This is a genomic window from Mesorhizobium sp. M2C.T.Ca.TU.002.02.1.1, from assembly GCF_003997225.1.
In genome coordinates this window covers 1-3,288 of sequence record NZ_RZTO01000708.1, presented here as the reverse complement: position 1 = coordinate 3,288, position 3,288 = coordinate 1, and the positions used below count along the sequence as shown (strand labels likewise).

General features: G+C 64.2%; 5 protein-coding genes. All 5 read right to left on the bottom strand.

Annotated features, from left to right (window positions below):
- Positions 1–20: 20 nt before the first annotated feature.
- Positions 21–737 (bottom strand): GXGXG domain-containing protein, encoded by a 717-nt coding sequence (locus tag EOD07_RS28020; RefSeq protein ID WP_116390175.1) that lies wholly within the window; start codon positions 735–737, stop codon positions 21–23.
- A gap of 19 nt (positions 738–756) precedes the next feature.
- Positions 757–1,653 carry a glutamine amidotransferase family protein gene (locus tag EOD07_RS28015; RefSeq protein ID WP_040990873.1) on the bottom strand — a complete coding sequence of 299 codons (897 nt, stop codon included), beginning with the start codon at positions 1,651–1,653 and terminating at the stop codon, positions 757–759.
- Positions 1,654–1,737: 84 nt separating this feature from the next.
- Complete coding sequence (locus EOD07_RS28010; protein ID WP_127237694.1) at positions 1,738–2,067, bottom strand: hypothetical protein; 330 nt, start codon at positions 2,065–2,067, stop codon at positions 1,738–1,740.
- A complete protein-coding gene (locus EOD07_RS28005) occupies positions 2,064–2,753 on the bottom strand; it encodes a hypothetical protein (protein ID WP_127237693.1) in 690 nt (229 codons plus the stop codon). Before EOD07_RS28005 ends, EOD07_RS28010 begins: the two co-directional genes overlap by 4 nt.
- A gap of 46 nt (positions 2,754–2,799) precedes the next feature.
- Positions 2,800–3,288 (bottom strand): APC family permease (locus tag EOD07_RS28000; protein WP_164772598.1); only part of this gene is annotated, 489 nt, incomplete at its 5' end.

Below are 3,288 nucleotides of genomic sequence, written 5' to 3'. Positions count from 1 at the left end.
GTGATAGGCCATTTCTGTCCTCAATACGCGTCGGCGTTGTCGATGTTGAAATTGTAGAGCTTGCGCGCCGAGCCGTAGCGCTTGAATTCCGATGGCTTCACGTCGCTGATGCCGGCGCGGTCGAGCAGGCCCTGCAAGAGTTCGATATGCTCAGGCCGCATCTCCTTGGCGATGCAGTCGGCGCCCAGGCTCTCGACCTTGCCGCGCACGAAGAGCCGCGCCTCGTAAATGGAATCGCCCAAGGCATCGCCGGCATCGCCCAGCACCACCAGATTGCCGGACTGCGCCATGAAGGCCGACATGTGGCCGATATTGCCGCGCACGACGATGTCGATGCCCTTCATCGAGATGCCGCAGCGCGACGAGGCGTTGCCCTCGATGACCAGCAGGCCGCCGCGGCCAGTGGCGCCGGCATACTGGCTGGCATCGCCCTTGATGACGATCGAGCCCGACATCATGTTCTCGCCGACGCCGGGGCCGGCCGAGCCGTGCACGGTGATCGTCGCGCCGTCATTCATGCCGGCGCAGTAATAGCCGACGCTGCCGCGCACATCGATGCTGACCGGCTGGTCGACGCCGACGGCGACGGAATGGCTGCCCTTCGGATTGAGCACTTCCCAGGCCGTCTCGTTCGAGCCGGGGGCGAGATTGTGCAGAGCCTGGTTCAGCTCGCGCAAAGACTGTTGGCCGAGGTCGAAGACCCTCGCATGGCCTTGCTCGCGCTGCGCCTTCGGCATGGGTGTTGCAGGCATGAATTCAATGCTCCCAGAAATAGACGGTTGCGGGCTCCGGTTCCCAGACCCTCGCATTGTCTATGCCGGGCAGCTTGGTGAGCGCACGATATTCAGAGCCGAAGGCGACATACTGGTCGGTCTCGGCCATGACGGCCGGCTTGCAGGCGATCGGGTCGCGCACCACGCCGAAGCCGTTCTTGGTGCCGACGACGAAGGTGAAGAAGCCGTCGAGGTCGGAGAGCGTGCCTTCCAGCGCCTCGCCGAGATTCTTGCCATGCGCCATCCGGTTGGAGAGATAGGCGGCCGCCACTTCCGTGTCGTTCTCGGTCTCGAAGGTCATGCCGTCGCGGATCAGCTCGCGGCGCACGTTGTTGTGGTTGGAGAGCGAGCCATTGTGCACCAGGCACTGATCGGCGCCGGTCGAGAAGGGATGCGCGCCCATCGTCGTCACTGCCGATTCCGTCGCCATGCGAGTGTGGCCGATGCCATGCGTGCCGGTCATCGCGCGCACGCCGAAGCGTTCGACGACGGCCTCGGGCAGGCCGACTTCCTTGTAGATCTCCACCGCCTCGCCGGCACCCATGACTCGGATGTCGGGCCGGAGCGTCTGCAGCGTCTCGCGCGCGGCGTCGACCTTGTCCGGCGTGGTCCGGATCACCGCATGCGTGGACTTGACCGCGACGCTCACCGGTGCGCCGATCGCCTTGGCGAGCTCGGCGTCGAGGCCGCGGAAATCGCGATCGGGCTTCGGCGACTGCACGGTGATCTTGGCTTCATTGCCGGTGGCCGCGCCGTAGATGGCGATGCCGGCGCTGTCGGGCCCGCGGTCGCTGAGCGACACCAGCATCTCCGACAGCATGGCGCCGAGCTTCGGCTCCAGCGCCTTGTCCTTCAAGAAAAGTCCGACGATCCCGCACATGCCAGCCTCCAGCGTTTTTTGCTCTCTGATGATGTACCCAATGAGTTTGCTAAATTCAATGGTATGAAAGAAATTTTCCTGTCGTTATATATTGGGCGACGCATTGCCGTCGGCACTATCGCTGTCCGGACGCGCCTTGTGAACCCAGATCGCATGGCGGATGCGCGCAAGCCGATAGGCGTCGAGGATCGAGAAGGCATAGATCAGGAAGCCGCCGGCATGGCGGCCGATGAAGCTGGCGTCGGCCGGCGCCATCTTGGTCGTTATCCAGCCGAGGATCACCATGAAGAAAAGGAACTGCAGGCCGCGCGCCGGCACGCCGAGCATGACGTGGCCGCTTGCCGGCAAAACGATCGCGGCGCCGAGCACGAAATAAGGATTTATCGGGGCAGGGGTGGCGGTTCGGTCGCTCATGCCGCCCGCCTTTCGCGCCGGTTGATGGCTTGGCGAAGCGTCGAGGCCGCTTCGAGCAACCGCTCGATCAAGGCCGGATCGATCCCGGCATCGCCGAAGGCGGCCTGCCGGAACACGCCGTAACGCGCGCGCTCGGCCTCGGCCAGCAGCCACACGATGCGCACGCCCTTTGGCGTGATCAGCAATTCCTTGGCGCGGCTCTCGGCAAAGATGTCGGTGTGCGTGGCGATCAGATCCTGCGGGAACGCGACGCCTTTGCGGTCCGTCTTGAGCACCGCATCGGCGGGAAAGCCCAGCACTTTCGGCAGCGTGTGCGCAAGATGATCGAAATTGGAAAATGTCGTCGCCGAATTCGGCCGCATCATCATGTCGAAGACACCCGGCACCGCGAGCGGCTCGGTGATCGAAACGCTGAGCCAGCGCGTCGGCAGCTTTCGCGTCGCCAGCGTGTCGACGATGGTGCGCAGCTGAACGCGCTGACCGTTCCAGGAACCGGCCCAGGTGACGACGCCGGCCATGCCGTCGGAGATGTCGGAGGCATCGGGAACGACGCTGCGGACGCTCGCCATATCGGCGGCCAAGGCCGCCTTCGCCCTGTTGCGGCCGGCGCGCGCCAGCCAGGCAATATGGGCGGCGACGGCCAATGCGATCGCCCCGGCAAGCAATACTGACGTCAGCTCCGACATTTCGACACGCCATGGCCCGCCGTCGACAGGCGGGCCCTTACTCCACTCAATAACCCTGCGGCTTCGGCCACGGCATGGAGAACTGGTCGCCGCGCCGCACGAACTTGTAGCGGTAGAAGTGGAACCACAGCGAGATCAGGAAGTAGAACACCGTCATCGCGATCAGCTGCGAGCCGAAGCCGAGGAAGATGGCGAAGAAGGTCACCATGCACAGGCAGAACAGCACGATCGCCGGCAGTGGATGGAAGGGATGCGTGTAGCCGCGGCGGATCGTGCCCAATGGCCACTTCCTGCGGAACATCATGATGTTGATGCTCATGAAAGTGTATTGCAGCACGCCCGACAGGATCGAGAAGGTGATCGCCTGGTTGAGGTCGGCGATGAAGGCGAAGGCCAGCGCGATCGGCAGCAGGAACAGGATCGAGCGATAGGGCGTGCGGTATTTCGGATGCACCGCCGAGAACCAGCTCGGCAGATAGCGGTCGCGGCCGAGCGAGAACCAGGCGCGCGCCGCGTCGTTGATGCAGCCATTGGC

Coding starts and splice junctions, on each gene's coding strand:
- EOD07_RS28020 (WP_116390175.1), bottom strand. CDS start 737: ATGCCGAAGGCGCAGCGCGAGCAAGGCCATGCGAGGGTCTTCGACCTC.
- EOD07_RS28015 (WP_040990873.1), bottom strand. CDS start 1,653: ATGTGCGGGATCGTCGGACTTTTCTTGAAGGACAAGGCGCTGGAGCCG.
- EOD07_RS28010 (WP_127237694.1), bottom strand. CDS start 2,067: ATGAGCGACCGAACCGCCACCCCTGCCCCGATAAATCCTTATTTCGTG.
- EOD07_RS28005 (WP_127237693.1), bottom strand. CDS start 2,753: ATGTCGGAGCTGACGTCAGTATTGCTTGCCGGGGCGATCGCATTGGCC.